Here is an 18429-nt window from a genome sequence, read left to right as displayed (position 1 = left end):
GGAAGTGTTGACTCTACTGCTAATCACCTAATATTTGGTGGTCATTTCTGGATCTAGCCTGTAACCATTCCCATTACATAAATCCCCATCAGTATCCTCAACTAATTCAAGGCTTAAATTTTTGCCCATAGCTTTCCCAATTAGTTCCATTAACGCTTTTGCTCTTACTTGGAAAAATATTTCAAAGTCGTTGTTGCGTAAAATTTCTAGTTTGATGCCATGCGATCGCATTATTTCATCCAAGCTAGCTACCGCAGTTCCATGTAGCTCGAACTCTTTGAGGTAAGCCGAAGGTGCTTTGCTACCGATTCTTTTATTGGTTTTGGCACTTAGAGGCGTGCGATTAACTAGGCAGTTATATTTTTTGGGGTCAATGCCTTGTTTGCGACACCATGCTACGGGGAAGATGTGGTGCGAGTCGATTTGTTCTTCAAAATAAACAACGTCGTTAATTTCTTCGCCTGTAATCCAATCTACTGCGCCTTCACGCCGTAGTAATGCCGCAAATCCCTGATAAACTGCCCCAAGTCGCTTTCTGACGCTAAGAAGTCGTTCAAACGAGAAATTTGCTTGCGTGATACCAAAGGGAACGGAACCACCTTCAAGCCATGCTGGTACTTCGACAATATCGCGTCCAGCTTGGGAATCGTGCCAGTGGGTATAAATTTCACCAAACATCCCACACCACAGCCAACGCTCTAACATCGAACGCACCTGAAACGAACGAGATCGATCGCCAATAATAGTTAAAATTGCACTCAAGGCAACTAACTGGATAGGGCAAGCAATATCATCAGCATCAAAGATTTTTTGACCGCGTAGAAAACGAGCGGCTTCTTCAAAACCTTTGTTAACGGGGCCAGCCCATATTTGGTATTCTTCTTTTGTTAATTTTAATACTTCTGTACGACCGCAAGCAGCACCAGGCAATTTATCTAAATTCCAACCCTGTTTAGCTGCTTCGATTCTTCGAGCGTAACCAGCTACTAAGGTAACAGCTTGCATAAAATCGGTACTACGAACCTTCCGCAGAACCTTGAATGTCTGAAAGCGATTTTCGCGGTGCTTCCAATCATCTCGAAGGCTAAAATTACCTGCACAGTAACTCGAACTCATTAAATCGAAGAAATTGAGGTCACATCCGGCTGTATTCGTATCCTCAAAAACTTGGCACACCGCCTCTTTCGGTAATGAGTCACGTAGTTGAATTACTGGTATTTGATAATGCTCAAATTTTTTGATAACTTCTAATTCTAAAGTGTCAATTAGTTCGAGCTTTTGAGAGTCATACTGCCAATATTTAGAAAACTTACTGCGCCATTCAGAGAAAAAGAATACTTTAGATAACGGAAACAAAAGTGCTTCATACTCATTTTCGAGAGTTGAACAGTCAATAAAATCACCGTTTCGAGTTCGTATAACTTTCGATTCGGGTAAAGCGATAATGGCGGTTTTGCGGTCATGCTCCGGTTCAAGGCATTTTTGAATATCTAGGTAATACCATTTTTTCGCCAATTTCTGGCTTTTGGGGTCTTTGATAACGACGGGTTGCTCGGATAGCAGCACCATGAAAGAAGTAGTTAATCTTTGCTGACCATCAAGCACAAGCAAATTCGGCGTTTGAATTGCAGCATTTATTACACCATCAAGCATTCGCGGTTTAAATTGTTGATGCTGAGTACCTTGCTGTAACATCATGACTGCACCAATAGGGTAAGCCAGCGATATACTTGCCAGTAAACGACGCACATGGGTATCATCCCATATCCAATCTCTTTGAAAATCTGGTAGTTGAATGCGTCCAATTTTGATGTCTTTCATGACATCGAATAAGGGATATTTTGTAATATCAAATGTCGAAATCGAATCCATTTGGTGTTCTGCTGTTGCTATCATCGCGCACGTCTAAAACACAATCTGTATGTCAGCCTAAAGAACTCTTGTAGTCATTGCAATAGTTTTTTAGAGCAATTGATAGCGACTAGCGACTAAATTATTCCTGGGTAAAGTCTGAAGGTAAATTGATAATTCCTTGAGCAACAAGCTGTTTAAATTGATTGATTAAATCAGCCTGTCGTAAAATGCGAGTTACGTATTTTGGTCTGTAGTGAAAATCTCTTCCCCAATCTTTTACAGTTTTTGGACTAGTACCTGTAACTTCTGCGATCGCATTAATGCAAGCTTTGCGATAATTACGTCCTGGTTCATGAGTAACCCAACGACGACAATATTCCATCGGTTCTAGGGGCAACTGACAGAGGATATCAATTTGATGTTTATTTTGGTGGGATTGTCTCCCAGTTTGCATCTTGACCGTTCGTGAGTTAGTAAGGGTTACAGCAGCAGGGAATTGTGAAGACACCTAGCTACTGCACCCAAAACCCATACTTGCTGACCTCAACTTAAGAAATATCTGCTCTTAGCACAAGTATTTTAGTCACGATTCACGAGTAAATTATTGTTGAGGAAAGTCAGGGGGTAGGACTATTTTTTTGATTTGGTTGAGCATATCAGCCATGCGTAAGATATGCGTTGCATAATTGGGGCGCTTCTCGAAATTGGAACCCCAATTACCTATAGTCCTTGGACTCAGCCCAGTTGCTTCGGCGAGAGCGGCTATGCAGGCTTTTCTGTACCCCCGGTCATCGGGGGACATATCAACCCATCTTTTACAGTATTCCATCGGCTCCAAGGGCTTTTCACTGAGCGCGTCGATTCTATATTCAGCCCTTGGGCGAATGATGTCTATCACTCTACTTGATCTGAGTAGCACTTTTACTCATGAATCGTGAGTAAACGTGTTCATAAATAATGAGAATATGTTCAACTGTCGGCAAATCCTTTTTGAGTTGATAAGCCAGAGCAATCCCATACAAACTCATACAAAGATGTCTATGAAGTAAGCTGTGAGATGGCGGAGGAACAAGAAAGATCGTCTCATTAGCGATCTTGTTGTGCGGATTCCCAGAAGAAGCAAACTCTGCCTCAACAGTAGTGAGGCTGTAACTACCTTAATATTGCAGGTTAAACTTTTTTATACTTAATATAGAGTATGAACAGTTAGCATTCTAGCTAATATACTATTAAAGTAAATGTAAAATTTAATTCCAAAAATGTGATATTTTTACAGGCAACCCAGAAAATTACTATGTCAAATGGCTAAAACATTTATAAATATTTGAGGGTGTGATTAATAATACTAAAATCGTGCAATTTAGCTCCAATTTTTCTAGAGACTTTTTTGTGTCCCATATTTTACTTATTGAGGACAATAGTAATACTTCTGTATTACGTCCTGTAGTTGGTATATCGAACAATTTGCCTCATCCTGTGCAAGTGCGTCTACACTATATTGATGAAAATGAACCAACAATAATCGCAGAACAGTTTTGCCCAGCAAAATTATCTAGTGGATCGCAACAAAACCAGAAAGTGGATGTGGCATTAGATTTACTTGATAGTCTAAAGCCGCGACGAAGTGAAGCTATGGTTGTTGCTAGTGCTTTGTATGGATGTAAAAAGCGCTTTATTCAAGGGATTCAATCGCGGAACTTTCGTTTTACGCTACAAATTCGCCCTTCTACTAAAGTGCGCTTAGGCGGTGATCATCCTCACTACAATAGTTCAAAAGAAATTGTTGCAGCATCATTATTAAATTCAGATATACAGTGGCAAGAAGAGCCGATTATAGAATATTCAACGGGACAAGTCGTAAATTACAGCGTAGCTGAATTACCCAACATACTTTTACCAGATAATAGTTATGCTCGTCTAATTGTGGCTTATAGAGGTGGTGTATCAGGAATTGGTTCAAATACAATTTTTGCTTTGTCTTCAGCCTCGGAATTAGGGCTAAAAGACTTAGTACAAACAGTAGGTTGGGTGCGATGGATCAGAACAATCCTTAGAAAAAAAGAGCGAAGCAAAATAGCTGCTTTGGACACCAAATCAAGCTCATATTCACAAAATACAAAAGAAAAATATGCCGGATTAGTCATTCGTTCTAATATAACTTTAGCCTGCAAACAAGATATAAATCTTACTTCTACTAAGGAACAAAGTTCTTCGATACAAGCAAGCCTGCAAAAAACTTTAGGTGATTCATCGCATGGATTGAATGTTGTAGAACTATTTGCGGGGGCCGGGGCAATGGGACTTGGTTTTTTAATGGCAACCAAACCAAATAAACATTATAAGATAGGTTTTTGCGGTGAGGTTCATCCTGTTTATGTAGAGACTCTTAAACATAACCATGCAACTTTCCGTCAACTCTCTCAGATATCTGGAGTTGATTGTGTTCCAGAACAAACACAACCCCTTGACCTACGTACAAAGGAAGCACAAAAATTTACACAAACTCGTTGTAGGGAATTAGGGGATATCCATATATTAATTGGTGGCCCTCCATGTCAGGGTTTTTCTAGCGCCAATCGTAATTCAGGGAATAGCGAAAATCCAAATAACCAACTTGTGGATACTTTTTTCAAATACGTTGAGAAATTAAAACCTCGCTGTTTTTTAATGGAAAACGTCCAGGGCATCTTGTGGACACCAAAAGCAGGTCAAGTTTCTACTCAAATCAATGTTGTAGATTGGGTCATTAAACGTATGCACAAAGCTGGATATGTTGTTTTCCCAAAACTTATAGATGCAGCTTGGTATGGAGTACCACAACATCGCAACCGCTTTTTCTTTTTTGGCATACATAAAGATTTGGGCTATGGAAAAGATGATTTCGGTGAGTGGGGGCCATTCCCTTTACCTACGCATGGTCTGGGTAAAGACAAGCCTTATGTAACAGTTCGAGATGCGATACAAGATTTACCTACTATTGGTAATGGATGTCTTGAACACAATATGGCTTATGAAGAGCTAAGGAATAAAAAACTTCTCACAAATCCTTTTTTAGAAGCTATGAGAGAAGGAGCATCTGTTGGTTTAATCACAGACCATATTACTTCCCGTCATTCTGAATATGTAATTGAACGTTACCAACAGATACCACCTGGAGGAAATTGGCAGGATATTGAAGACAAACTCACTAATTACACTGATGTTCAAAGAACTCATAGTAACATCTACCGAAGGCTTGGGTGGGATGAACCATCTATTACTATTGGCCACTATCGCAAGAGTATGTTAATTCATCCACAACAACATCGAGGTCTATCTTTGAGGGAAGCATCCCGACTACAATCAATTCCAGATTGGTTCCGTTTTGCAGGGAGTATCGATAGCATTAGCGGTGGATTAGTACACAAGCAACAGCAATTAGCTAATGCTGTTTGTCCACTTGTAACTAAAGCCATAGCAGAATTTCTTTTTGATCTTTAATAGATTATGTAAAATTATCGTATTTTTTGTGTAAACTTAAGCACCACAGTATTTTTTACAATAAAATGTAAAAATAAGCACTTAAGCTTCTACTACAAGGGTACTACCGTTATTCCATGAGCCACTTAAATGCGCTCTTTTTATCACAAAAATATACTCTTTGGAATCGTGCGATCGCAGAGTACTTTTTATCTAACAATTCCAATGAACAAGAAATTTACTTGACGATATCTCCAAGAAGTCTGGCTGCTGCTTTTGCGAAAGTTCAAGTAACTCCATTGTCACCTGAAGAAGCAGAACAAGATTTTGTTAATGTAGTTTCATCAGCATATCGCCACAGGGTACTTTCATATTCAGCAGGATTTAGTGTCTTGCATGGAGACGATGAAAACGGGTTTCCAAAATATATTGCTTTTTTAGCTTTGTGTGTTTTAGCTGCTTATCGAATGCATTCGGATGAAGAAGTTAGCACCGGAGCTTATTATCCTAGACTTGCGGAACTTCTTGGATGTAAGATAGTTAAAAATTTTCCTGAAGGCTTTCATACAGATGAGTTTGAAAAGCTTTGGAAATTACTAAATCAATGGCTTAAGCAGAAAAAATCGTTGCTTTTGGCAATGCCAGAAGCAAATAGAACAAAAAAAATATATATAGCTTTCCCTTTAACCCACGTACCTCTTCGTCAAGTTGATATTGAAAAGCTACCAAATTTTTTTGCATGGGCTGGTTATACTTCTGGACAGATAGCTCCAATCAACAAGTTAGAAGCAGATATTTTAAGATGGGGAAGTTGCTACTTCACGCTTACCGGAAAAAAAGCCCTTGCTGATAAGCGACTCAAAGCTGTAATTGCACAGGTTAACAACGAGCTAGAACTGTGGGACGGTGCGATAAATGACTCATACGGTAGAAGAAGTGCATCTGTAGAGATTCTTCTCGATATTGTGCGACGACAACCACAATTTTCTTTTCTTCCCAGATGTCCAGATTCGTTTCCTTCCTTTTTTAATTGTGAAGAATTATATTTAGAGTCGAGCGGAGAGGGATGGTACAACCCGATTTCGCTTGGAGAGAAAAACGGACGAGATTTACGTGAAGGTTTCTCTTGGAGTACAAAATCTAACAATATTAAATTTGTTTTACAGAGGGCGGGTTGTTCTGCGATCGCACTTGCTCCCAGTTCGGATTATACAGGGTTTGTTTCTCGCCATAGTTTACCCTCTGGCATCGCTTGTAACGTTCTCGTACACGAGGATGTAGTTAAAAATGCAAGAGAATATTTTGAGGAAATTTCATCTCGTAGCTTCAATCCCATACACGATAAACGACTCCCTGATGGTTGGTGTTTGTTTCGTGACGTAAAGGCTGAAAACTATATAGCAGATGTACCTTCTGGTCTGGAATCACTTTACGTAGAGTCAGCCGTAGAAATAGTCTTATCGGGAGGACTACGTTTGGGCAAAAAGTCGGCATGGCTTTTAGGTGCGCCCCCCCGCTTAATGATTACGGGTTTACAAGAAGGTCAACAACCCAAAATTGATGGTATACCTATAACTATTGCCGAAGATGGAACTTTAATTGACTTATCGCATTTGATGCATCCAGGAGTTCATCGGATAGAAGTAGGTTCGGTATGCAAAAACATTGAGATTGTTGAACCTGAAATTAATTTTGATAGAGAAAGACAAAATTTTTACTGCACCAGTGTCACGGGTTCTCATGTAGCTCTCCCCCCAGGTAATTGGACAATCATAGGCGCAAATCCTGGTGAGGTAACGCAAGCAGCAATCTATGAATCCCAACAGGGAATAATAGTCAAATCTTCTTTTCAGGCAGTGTGGGCTATAGAATTCGGGTCAGGTACAGGAGCAAGAGTTGTCTGTTTGGCAAAGAGTCCACCCCGTCCTAAAACGCTAAAACTCTCCACAGCAAAGACTCAAATCCCATCGGAAATAGAACGTTGGACATCACTGGTTTACAACGCAGCTATTCGTCGTCCCAAACTAGCATCGATTTACGACGAAGAGAAAGCTTCTAATTTACAAGTAGCTTGGAAGGGTTACATGCAAGCTGCACGCGAAATCAAGCGACAACAAAAAAGGAGATATAAACGATGAGTTGGGATACATTGCTTTACTGGCTAACTCATCAGCAAGAGGGGTCATGGATAACTTTTTGTAGAGCAGTCACAGAGTTTGCTTCTTTTGAACATCTTGATGTCGATATCAGCTATTTATGTCGAAATCTCCGGTTTCAATTGTCTGAGGCTAGTCATATAGATTTTTTTATTGATGGTTCCCAAAGATGGAAAGTTCGTCCACCAATACTCGCAGGATTGCTTAATTGTCCTAATACCGCCGTACTGTCTGGAGGGCGAACACCGAAATTGCTTTCGCAGATGTGCGATGTTGCAGCAACCTTAAATTGTCAAATAATTAACGATACGACATCTCAAAAAATAGCTGAAATACGTGTAAGGGGTACAGAAGAAGGTATTCGCCAAATAGCTGCCATTATTGGTATTCCTTTTGTTCCCCAACAAGCAAAATGTTTAAGCCAAGACTTGAACCCTATTCTCAAGCAACTAGAAATTGCAGAGGAAGCAACTCCGCTAGCTGGATGGTCGGCTCAGTCATTCGATTGGCAATCTCGAAAATGGGTTGATGGTGTATTACAGCATACAGTATGTGAATACAGCTACTATAATACTTGTCATTATTTTGTCCACAATCAGCAAGGTAGATTAGTGCGGATGCCAAAGTATGAGGCAATTTATGCGGTAGCCGCGTTACGTTATCTTCAAATTGCGGTATACAATAAAACTCAACGTACATTAGCCACCGATGTATCAAGTCCACTACCTGAAATGTATGCTCGTATTGCTTATTTTTGTGCGGGTAGACCAAGCCAGATTGCTCAGGGGCAAATTGTTTATAACGAGATTTCACCAGATTTAGCTGGTTTGCTTCTGGTTGCTATTGGACAAAATCATCCAGGACTCCGGTGGGTTAATTAAATTAACTAAACGCCTTGCCAGGAAACGTATATGAACGATCCGTTTAAAATTTTTGATTCAATTAGACAAACCTATCTGCGTTACCTAGAAAGCCCATTCCGGGTTAGATATGAAGCCCTGATGAGTGAACGCAGAGCAATGCTTGACCAAGATGGTCAACTATGGCGAGAACCTCTACTGGAACCGATTGCGCCTTATTTATCTTCAGGTTTGACTATTGCCAAAGCCTGTCAAGATTTAAAGGTTAATTCAGCAGTTGCCAACTTTATTAATAGGGGTTTATTTTCTCCCCAGCGCCAAATTTATCAGCATCAGTTTGACGCTTGGGAACTATCTCGGCAAGGACGAGCAGTAGTGATTACATCAGGTACGGGTTCGGGAAAAACCGAATGTTACTTAATTCCTATTTTTGCTTATCTAGTTGAAGAAGCACTTGGGCATTTAACCCCAGGATTACCCGCATGGGGTTACTCAAATGCTACTGCACGAAAATGGTGGAGGCAATCAAGACAAGGATGGGTTTCTCAACGACAGGATGAATCTCCAGAAAGACCGTCTGCCGTCCGCGCTTTATTACTTTACCCTCTCAACGCACTTATTGAAGACCAATTAACCCGCATTCGTAGAGCTTGCGATAACCCGCATGTTCAACAGTGGCGGGAAGACAATATGAATGGAAATCGGTTTTGGTTTGGGCGATATAACGGAGCGACACCTGTAGCGGGATTACGCATGAAAGATGGGAATGTTAATTCTCAAAAGCAGGGAAAGCTTAAAAAACAGCTTTTAGAAATGGATAATGAGTGGTCAGATCAAGTTTCTGATGAGGAACTCATTTACTATTTTCAAAATCCTGATGGTTCTGAAATGTGGTCTCGTTGGGATATGCAGGATAAAGCTCCCGATATTTTAATTACCAACTACAGTATGTTAAATATCATGCTGATGCGTAGTGTTGAAAATGACATATTTGAACAAACCAAGCAGTGGTTGGAGCAAGATCGGCAGCATCATATTTTCCACCTTGTCATAGATGAACTTCACACATACCGAGGAACACCCGGAACCGAGGTTGGCTATCTTTTGAGGGCTTTACTCAATCGGATTGGCTTGGAGCCGGATTCGCCACAATTACGAATTATTGCCACTAGTGCCTCTATTAGCAACGATGAAGAAAGTCTTGATTATCTCGAACAATTTTTTGGACGCGATCGCAATACATTTTCGATTCTTCCTGGGGAACGACAAAATTTCCCGACCTCAGAACATCAGCCAAACCCACTAGAACCTTACAAAGAGACATTTGCACAAATCGACAACATCCTTAACCAAAGCCAAAATAATGATGAGGATGCGGTTATTGAGGAAGCAGCAACAACGTTAGCGAATACGCTTCATCTTCCTAACGTAGATGCTCCACCAAGGCAAGTTTTAACTGAGGGCTTAAATCACATCCAAGCGTTTGGGGCTGTACAAACCTCAGCCAGCCAATATCCATTGACAGTCAAAGAATTGGCAGAAGCAGTTTTTGGCGATGTGTCGTTAAGCGGACAAGCTGCGGCTCGCGGATTAGCTCGAACTATTGTTTTAGCAAGAAACTCTGACAATGAAGCCCTTCTCCCCCTACGTTCGCACTACTTTTTCCATAATGCAGGTAGGATTTGGGCTTGTGTAAATCCTAATTGCTCCGGGCGAACGGGGGTAACTCCACCAGGAGAACAAACACCGCCTGTTGGTAAACTATTCTTAGACCCTAGGCCAAGATGCGATTGCTGTAATTCGAGAATTATTGAGCTTCTGTATTGCCAATCATGTGGCGAAGTATTTCTTGGTGGGTTTAAACGTGAAGACCAGGATTCATCAAATGCTTGGTATTTATCTCCTGATTACCCTTATCTTGAAAACGTTCCAGATAAGGCAGCATCGTTAAGCCGCACCTTCGGAGAATTTTTGGTATTTTGGCCCGCAAACGGAAGACCATTAATAAAACAAACGCAGACTCGTATTCCACGATGGCAGTGGCAGGAAAAGGAGAAGGTTTATGAATGGAGACCTGCATTACTCGATCATCTATTAGGACGTTTAACATTACCTGCTTCTCCAAATGCTGCTTCAGGTGGTTCTACTCCTGGCTATGTTTTTATAGCACCACAAAACGACGCAAATGCTTTTCCATCAAAATGTCCTCATTGTGAAGCTGACTGGCGTGGTAGGCGAGTCAGTTCTTCGATTCGTGACCTTGGCTCTGGTTTTCAACGAGTAGTACAAGTATTATCTGATGCTTTAATGCGGCAGATGTCACCTGAAATAGGGCGGAAGCTGGTTTTATTTTCAGATAGCCGTCAAGATGCTGCTAAACTATCTACAGGTATTAAACGCGACCACTATCTTGATACAGTCCGTCAAATTGCTTATGAAAAGCTTCTGCATCAAGCACAGGAATCAGAAACACAGTATTTGGAGGCTCAAACTCAGTATGAACTAGCTTTGGAGTTTTTTAGCTTACAAAGGCAGTTTATACAACAAAACCAAGCCAATATTGACATGGCTCGGTTACAAAACTTATATACTTTACTGTCTCCGGGAACATTAAGTAGCATTGCAGCTTATGTAATTAGTCGTAGTACAGGAAATCTACCTCTAGCATTAACACCTCCAACACCTCCTAGAGGCTTTATTTCGCTTCCATTTAATTCTTTGTTGAATGCTGTTAGAGAAGGTTTACTTTCAATTGGTTTAAACCCTGGTGGTTCAAGTCCTTCCTTAGCAAAATATAAATTTTCTAATAATGATGAGCGTTCGTGGACTGATTTAGTTGATTGGAATTCAACGCCAAGATGTTACCTAGATTTACAGCCCACACAACGAGATGCAATGAGACAAATTGAAACCGCTTTATTAGAGTCGGTTGTAAAAGCTGTTTTATTTGCTAGTGGCGCTCGTGATTTCGAGTCTCTCAAGCTTGGTTTTTTGTGGATTGACGATTCTCCACCTTCTAGCTTAGAAGAGCAAGTAGCTGCTTCCGTTATCCGGCTTTTGGTACAAAGACGACGTTGGAATGGCTCAGATTATCCCGGACAACATAACCCTCCTGGTTACATTAATAAGTACCTTAACCGCGTGGCTGAAATCAGGGGCTACAATCAAGAAGAATTAGAGCAAGCAACTTTAAACATCATTAATTCAGTTTTAGATCAATGGCTAGTCGTTCCCCAATCTTTACAGGTTGTTAGTCTACGTCCTAACGAAAATAACCAAATAGATATTTACGCCTGCGGGCAATGCGGACGGATTCACCTACATGGTTCGGGAGGAATCTGTACCACTTGTAACAGTACTTTGCCGAATACTCCAGGTACTTACAACTTAAGTAATGACTTGGAAAATTGCGATTATTACGAGTATTTAGCCCGTTCCAACGAACCAATATTTTCGCTTAATTCTGAAGAACTCACAGGTCAAACTGATCCTGGTGTTCGACGTGTGCGACAACGCCTTTTCCAAGATGTTTTTAAACCATCCGAACAACCCGATCCTTCTAGGATTAACCTCTTAAGTGTCACAACCACTATGGAGGCAGGAGTTGACATTGGTTCACTTCAAGCTATCGGTATGGCAAATATGCCTCCAATCCGTTTTAACTATCAGCAACGCGTGGGAAGGGCTGGTCGTCGTCGCGGGTTGGGGATGTCTGTTGCCTTAACATTATGCCGTGGGCGTAGTCACGATGATTACTACTTTGAACGCCCCCGACTTATTACTGCCGAACCTCCACCAAAACCTTACGTAGACGTTAGGCGTGAAGAAATTGCCAAGCGAGTTATAAACAAAGAAATTCTTCATAGAGCATTTCAAAATGTCCTTATTGAATACATAAAAGATAATGTTCACGGTGAATTTGGTAAGATTTTGCAGTGGGTACAACATAGACCAATTATTGAAGAGTGGATACAACATCACCCATCGGAAATTGAAGAAATCTGTAAAGTAATTTTACGTCGTACTTCAATAAATGAAGTAGAAATGGTTGATTACATCCGTAATAAACTGCTACAAGATATTGATACAGTTGTTAATGACTCTACGGACTTTCAACACTTAGCCTTAAGTCAGCGTTTAGCATCGCGTGGCATTCTTCCCATGTTTGGATTTCCTACCCGCACCCGTTATCTGTACCATGAACGCCCAACAACGGAAGCAGGGGAATGGCCTCCAAAAACAGGTGTTGTGGACAGAGAATTAGATATTGCAATTAGTCAATTCGCTCCAGGTGCCCAAACTGTAAAAGATGATATGCTCCTTACCGCAGTAGGAATTATCGATCCCATACCTTCGGGGAATAAAACCGTATTCCAACCGAATCCCTTGGGACAAGGTATCCGTGTTGGCGTTTGTCGCCGATGTCAAGCTTTAGTCAATAATCCATCAGAACAAGAGGGTTGCCCCTATTGCTCGGCTCTCAGAGATGAAAAGGGATACCGAACGGTTGATATTAGCGAACCACCAGGATTTAATACATGGTGGGCAATTAACGCCGAGTATGATGGAGCATTTGAATTTACTCCACGGGCACTAAAGACACGTTTGGGTACACCTTCTGACGAACATAGTTTTGAAACTCGTCAAAACTTTGATATTAGATGTATTCCACAAGCTTTGGTTTATCGCATTAATGATAACAACGGCAAAGACTTTGAATTTTTCAAAGTATCTAACCAGCACGTTTGGATAACTAGGGAAGCATTTGAACAAGCTTTGTTGGATTTATCACGAGAAGAACGTGATAGGGTTACTGAGCCTGTTCCCGATCCCTCTGTCCAACCGATTGTTAGAGCTTTGGCTGCTATTTCTACAACCGATGTATTAATTGCAGGCATCCCCAATAGCGGTTCCGGACTCAATTTAAATCCAGCACTACCGGAGGCAAGGGCTGCTTGGTACTCATTTGGTTTTCTTATTAGGCGGGCTGCTGCTGTCAGCTTAGATGTCGCAGAATCTGAGCTTGATGTCGGTATTCAGCCCTTTACAGACCTTAGCAGCCCTTTTGCCCCACCATCCGCTCGGATATTTTTGTCTGATAGCCTAGAAAATGGAGCGGGTTATAGCTCATATTTAGCGCAGCCAGAACGTTTTGAAAACCTCCTGCATTTTATTCTCGGTGACGAACATTCTTCAAATCAAACTTTTGCTATTCCATTACTTTCTACTGGACATCAAGAAGAATGTTCTACATCTTGCCATCGATGTTTGCGGGAGTTTGGTAATATGGCTTACCACTCGATTTTAGACTGGCGACTTGGTTACGATATGGTGCGTCTTGCACTAAATCCCAATGCACAAATTGATTTAAATTATGATTACTGGGTGGATTTGGTATCCAGTACAGCTAATTCCTACTTCTCAGGGCTGGGTTTGGAGCAAACGACTTTCGGTAGTTTATTAGCAGGTATCGATAGTTTTAATAGCGAAGCCATAATCCTCATACATCCTCTTTGGGACATAAACCCTGAAAATTTACGACCAGAAATCCTGCAAGGCTACACAGAAGCACAGGAACAAGGCTTAACTCCCAAGTTAAAATCAATTTTTACCGCCATTCGCTTCCCCTATGAATGATGTTTGCTTGGTTCGGTGCTAAAGATTGTTTGAGTGATCGCCATTATTAATACAGGAAAATACCGATAGGGCGATCCGCTCAACTTTTGGGTGACACAATAGAAAATAATTAGCCCAGGAATCCAATTCACAGCGAGGCTGTCGCGTAAGCGTTTTCAAGAGAAGGTATCGTTTTCAAAAAACTACAGTAGCCAACTTCAACAACGCTTTTGACGTTTCGCCATCGTCGCAAATGGTAAAAAGCAATGCGGACATTCTCCTTGCACCCAATCTGCTGGAATCGGGAAGGGTGTCTCGCAGTTAGTGCATTTTGTGAGTAAGCGTAATTGATGGCGATCGCATACCATCACATCCTTAAACTGCCACTCGACGCGGTGACAAGGTGACTCCTGATAACAAGCACCACACAATCTAATTGGTCGTGGTTTCATTGTCACACCCAATGGTTGTAGCATCTCGATTAATCTGTCAACTTTAACTTCCACCACAGCAGCCAACGCTTCTAACTCCTGCGTTGTCGGAAATGGATTCAAATAAAACTTCTCCCACCGTGAAATAACTGCGCCAATTCCCGTTAATTTACCTAATTGAGTTGCAGTTAAATAATTTTCCCTGCGAAAACGGCCTAAAAAATGGCTCAAGCTTTCTCGTTCGAGCGGCTCTACTTGAAAAAAGCGGGGTGTTTCTGAAGATGCTTTCATTATTCAAACCACTCCAAAACCTCATCCAAAGTAGCCTTATCAATATTTTTCAAGCCTTTTCTCAAGGATAAAATCGCAGCCCTTCTTAATACCCTATCCACTAAGCCAATTTTGCCCCCTGTTTTTTGATATAGTGGCATTAAAGTTTCCTTTTTAGTTAAATTTGATGGAACAGGTAAACACAAAACCTCATCTTCCCAAATTTGGATAAATTCAGGAAATTTCTTTTCTGATACTAATGGTAATCTATAACATTCTATAAATCTGTCGTGAATATATGGCTCTTTTTTAATCAGATTATCCAGACCATCTGTTCCCACAAGAACAATTGAAATATTCAATAAATCATAAATGCGGGCAATTTCGCTAAAAGTATTTAACTTTAGAAAATTTGCTTCATCGATAACTAGCATCTCAACTTTTGATTCCTTTAAAAGCCTTAATGCTCGCCGTCTCAGGTCTGTAAGCTTTCCAGAGATTGCATCATATTTTAACTTTTCAAGTATTAAAGTTAGCAACTCTCCAGCAGAACAATCTCCAGACGCTTGCATATACAATACGGGTACAATATCTCGTTTACCTGTTCTTTTTTGCGGTTTATTGAGAAGTTTATAAACATCACAAGTCACGGACTTACCCGCTCGTGGTGGTGCAACAATTCGACCACATTGTTTAGAAAGACGCAAACTGTCTAACCAGTCATGGATTTTTTTGATATGGTCAAGTTCGACAAAACTAGGAGTAATTAGCCGTTCAATTATCGGTAGTAATTCTCCAGGTATTGGGTCATCTCCCCATAAATTTTGCACCCACTTTCGCAAAGAATCTTCTGCCATAATCAGTGGTTTCTCAAAGATAAAGTGCGTTCAAAATCGATAAACCAGAAGCCTCAATCAGATTAATAATCGTAGTCATTGCGAAGTTGCTCATAGTTAAATACTCTAGGGCGACGCTTTTGAGGTTGAGGGGTTTCTTCGACAGTTTCTACTGGCTCTTTCGTTTGAAACGGTTTTACAGAATGCACTTGAGCTTGTTCTTCCTTCTTGCGTTCCTTATGGGTCTTTTTCTTTTGCTTAATAAAAGTATCTCTGTCTTGTACTTCTGCAAGGATAGATTTATTACTTAATTGCTTGCCTGCACTACGAATTTTTCGACTTGCGGCTTTTGCTTCCTCCAAGGAGATTTGCTGGGTTTCTAAGTCAATCGCATGAGCTTGAGACAGTAGTACTTCCTTATCTGAATCTTGACGGTATACAAAAACAGTTGATATATCTCTGGGGTCATATCGCAGCAACACACTTTCTCCTGCATAAGCTGCCAGGTAATCTCCCCGATACATAATATTTTCAAAGCTTACATATCCGCCTTTATAGATGCTCCGGCGCGTCTTTTTCATCAGGCAGATATCCAATTCTCGGTCATTAACCAAACTTGGTAGCGCAGGTAATCCCGCCTCCCAGCGTTGAAACCGTCTTTGATCTCCACTGCGGGCATCTATTCGCTGATTGTAATTATCAACGATGTAGCGCACTATCAATAGATGTAATTCTCGCAGAGTAATACAAGCTTCCTCCTCTGCTCCTTCTGGACGCTCTTGTACATTTGAACCTAGATAACCATAAAATCCCGATAAAAAATCTGTGTTGATAGTCCCAAATCCACGTTCTTCAATACCACCTTCTGGTGGGCGATCCCGTAAATGGCACTCAAAACCAAGTTGAAAACCAATTTGCTTCAAATGCTCCGAGCGAAAATCTTTCCCGCCATCAGTAAATAGGTTTTCTGGAACCCCGTAAGTTCCCCACTCGCAATGAAGTTTATATTCCGAACTATACTGCTTGCGTAACATCGCATGACGCATAGCTAAGGCGACTACCAGAGAACTAGGTGCATCAAAACCTAAATGGATGCCCATAATACAGCGCGAATAGCTATCTGTAATTTTTGTCAACCAAGGACGTGCCAAAGTTTCACCGTACTGGTCAACTAGCATGACATCCAATTTTGTATGGTCGCACTGCCAAACATGATTACTATGATGTACATCGAGCGTCTGTCCATCACGAGTTTGATGGGAAACTCTCGATCCACGCCAACCAATATTTCTTACCTTTTGCTTCTGCTCTTTACGTTCAATAATTGGGTTAAGAACGCGATAAACCGTCATGTGGCAGGGATATTTCTCTAAACCTAGCTGTTTGGCTCTAACCTGAACTCGAATTGCGACTTGAGCCGGTGTCATTTTTCTACCGTCCTTGTTACCATCTTTATAAGTTTTGACGATAAAATCTTGCCAACCATCATCAATCCGATAGCCACCTTTATCAGAACGTTCGGCTTCAGTAACGCCTGATAAGCCCTGTTCTTGATATTTTTTGACGAGTCGCTGTACTGTCCGAACCGTCTTGCCAAGTTTTTCTGCGGCTTGCTTTAATTTAATTCCGTAGGTTTTGCGATCGCATGGCCCAATTAGACTTTGTAATACTTCCACTCTCAATTTAGCCTCTGCCGAGAGTTCAGTAACAATTACATTGTTTTCTTTTGCGTCTGCACTCTCCGAAGTTTTATCAACCTGATCCGAGCGGTCGTGCAAAAGTAAAGATTCATCAACCTCATAGGAGTTTGGAGTTTCACCCATAAACAAACTTCATAGCTTGAAACTAATTGATTAGGCAGTACAGCAAGTCTCTCTAAGAAAAGCCAAGTTTACAGATTTAGCTTGCATAGAAATGAAGCCGGAATAGGAGGATGACTTCGCAATTAGAGAGAAACAATAAGACATATATGCAATAATGTCTTATTTGTTACTTATTTTAGTTTGCATACTATTTAATATAATACTTTTTTGTTCCAAAAAGCGACATTTAATTTTTTATCTCTATCTCATTTCAGAAAAACGACATTTATTTCGTTATCGATAGCCGGAAAAATTTTCAAGCTTTTTTTTGAAAAAACGACGCTTAAAATGTTATACATTTAATTTACGACAGCTAATTAGTTAAATAATAAACTGTATTAAATTTAGCCTAAAAAAGCTATATACTTTATTCTGTAAGACTTATAGCTATTTTATGTAAACGACATTAATTAGTTAAGACGACAAATAATTAGTTATTCGACAGCCGCGAACTTATCGCCCCTGTTTGCTTAGTTGGTAATGGTAAACGCGCCCAATCAGACATCGCCAATTACGTGCTGTCATCGAAACCAAAAAACGCGACCTCCCTGACACCGAAGGCTTAAGACAAGCCAAAAAATACGCAAATTAAAGGCCGCGATTCGCAAAGTGATGTCGTTATTGCGTAACATGATAGCGATCGCAAAATCAATGAATCATCTTTAGTCTACAAGGGGCGATCGCCTTTCTTACCCACCGCTATGTGAAATAAGTCTCAAGATAGTGTGTACCTCACCACAGAAGAACTTAAGCTTGCTGTATAAGTTTGGGGAAATAGTGATGAATAAGGAAACAGTTCCTAGTCAAGCAGAAAAGTCGAATCCAGAAGGCGATCCATCGCAACTAAGTCCAGAGGTACTCGACAAAATCAAACACCCTGCGAGAATAGACGATGTTATCCGGGAGCAATCACCAGAAGAACGTAGGAGTAACCCAGCTTTAGTACCGGAAATGATTGATGAACCAAATGATGAATTGAGCGGATTCACGAAAGAGTAATCAAAAAGCTCTGATTCCCGACTTCTTAGAGGATGCTGCTGGCGAATTAGGGGTCTAACCCATACTAGGTTAGACCCCCGATAAGT

The 18429-nt window shown here is 40.8% G+C and carries 10 protein-coding genes; 5 read left to right on the top strand and 5 right to left on the bottom strand.

The window, feature by feature from the left end:
• Window positions 1-27 precede the first annotated feature (27 nt).
• Window positions 28-1872, bottom strand: a complete 1845-nt coding sequence (locus HWQ41_RS26075) for a DUF262 domain-containing protein (protein WP_292769588.1) — start codon at window positions 1870-1872, stop codon at window positions 28-30.
• Between the two features lie 121 nt (window positions 1873-1993).
• Window positions 1994-2308 (bottom strand): hypothetical protein, encoded by a 315-nt coding sequence (locus HWQ41_RS26070; RefSeq protein WP_292769614.1) that lies wholly within the window; start codon window positions 2306-2308, stop codon window positions 1994-1996.
• Between the two features lie 878 nt (window positions 2309-3186).
• Between HWQ41_RS26070 and dcm the strand changes: the two genes are divergently transcribed.
• The 4 genes from dcm (at window position 3187) to HWQ41_RS26045 (ending at window position 13966) form a co-directional block, all read left to right on the top strand.
• Window positions 3187-5334 carry a DNA (cytosine-5-)-methyltransferase gene (dcm, locus tag HWQ41_RS26060; protein WP_292769582.1) on the top strand — a complete coding sequence of 716 codons (2148 nt, stop codon included), beginning with the start codon at window positions 3187-3189 and terminating at the stop codon, window positions 5332-5334.
• A gap of 116 nt (window positions 5335-5450) precedes the next feature.
• Complete coding sequence (locus tag HWQ41_RS26055; RefSeq protein ID WP_292769579.1) at window positions 5451-7451, top strand: hypothetical protein; 2001 nt, start codon at window positions 5451-5453, stop codon at window positions 7449-7451.
• Window positions 7448-8350: a hypothetical protein gene (locus HWQ41_RS26050; RefSeq protein ID WP_292769576.1), complete on the top strand. Its 903-nt coding sequence runs from the start codon at window positions 7448-7450 to the stop codon at window positions 8348-8350. Before HWQ41_RS26055 ends, HWQ41_RS26050 begins: the two co-directional genes overlap by 4 nt.
• 30 nt (window positions 8351-8380) lie before the next feature.
• Entirely contained in the window at window positions 8381-13966 is a 5586-nt protein-coding gene (locus HWQ41_RS26045) for a DEAD/DEAH box helicase (RefSeq protein ID WP_292769573.1), read from the top strand.
• 197 nt (window positions 13967-14163) lie between these two features.
• Here the strand turns inward: HWQ41_RS26045 and HWQ41_RS26040 are convergent, their stop codons facing one another.
• The 3 genes from HWQ41_RS26040 to HWQ41_RS26030 all read right to left on the bottom strand — a co-directional run bounded on the left by HWQ41_RS26040 (window position 14164) and on the right by HWQ41_RS26030 (window position 17305).
• Window positions 14164-14667, bottom strand: a complete 504-nt coding sequence (locus HWQ41_RS26040; protein WP_292769570.1) for a TniQ family protein — start codon at window positions 14665-14667, stop codon at window positions 14164-14166.
• Window positions 14667-15503 carry a TniB family NTP-binding protein gene (locus HWQ41_RS26035; protein WP_292769568.1) on the bottom strand — a complete coding sequence of 279 codons (837 nt, stop codon included), beginning with the start codon at window positions 15501-15503 and terminating at the stop codon, window positions 14667-14669. The genes HWQ41_RS26040 and HWQ41_RS26035 overlap by 1 nt, the downstream gene beginning before the upstream one ends.
• Window positions 15504-15565: 62 nt before the next feature.
• Window positions 15566-17305 carry a Mu transposase C-terminal domain-containing protein gene (locus HWQ41_RS26030; RefSeq protein ID WP_292769565.1) on the bottom strand — a complete coding sequence of 580 codons (1740 nt, stop codon included), beginning with the start codon at window positions 17303-17305 and terminating at the stop codon, window positions 15566-15568.
• A gap of 819 nt (window positions 17306-18124) precedes the next feature.
• Between HWQ41_RS26030 and HWQ41_RS26025 the strand changes: the two genes are divergently transcribed.
• Window positions 18125-18343 carry a hypothetical protein gene (locus HWQ41_RS26025; protein ID WP_292769562.1) on the top strand — a complete coding sequence of 73 codons (219 nt, stop codon included), beginning with the start codon at window positions 18125-18127 and terminating at the stop codon, window positions 18341-18343.
• Window positions 18344-18429 lie beyond the last annotated feature (86 nt).

The sequence above is a fragment of the Nostoc sp. NOS(2021) genome, assembly GCF_017115025.1.
In the GTDB taxonomy this organism is placed as follows: Bacteria; Cyanobacteriota; Cyanobacteriia; order Cyanobacteriales; family Nostocaceae; genus Nostoc.
Note: the sequence above shows the minus strand (reverse complement) of the source record. Positions and strands in the feature narration are given on the sequence as shown.